Annotated in this window: 1 protein-coding gene; it reads left to right on the top strand. The window is 70.8% G+C overall.

Annotated elements, in window-relative coordinates; translation table 11 throughout:
* The coding region (locus tag H928_RS33365; RefSeq protein WP_239644963.1) for a hypothetical protein at positions 1-267 on the top strand (267 nt) is incomplete at both ends.

Genomic DNA, 267 nt, shown 5'->3' with positions numbered 1-267 from the left:
CAGCGCCGAACACCGCCGCGCTACGCAGGAGCTGGCGCTGCGCCAGGAAGAGCAGTCGACCATCGAGACCCGCCAGCGCCTGCTCGATGTGCAGCTGCAGACCCAGCGCCGCGAGTTGCTCGAGCGCACGCCGCGCGTGGCCTGGCTGAACCAGCGCATTGCCGACCGCGCCCGCCAGCAGCTCGAGCAACAGGTGCAGCAAACGCAGGCCGCCGAGAACGACACGGCCGAGGCCTCAGCTGCCGTGCGCGAGCTGGCGCAGCAAAA

Source organism: Comamonas sp. B-9 (genome assembly GCF_000410635.1).
Taxonomy (GTDB): Bacteria; Pseudomonadota; Gammaproteobacteria; order Burkholderiales; family Burkholderiaceae_C; genus Comamonas.
The sequence above is the reverse complement of the archived record's forward strand: the minus strand, read 5'-3'. Positions and strand labels throughout refer to the sequence as shown.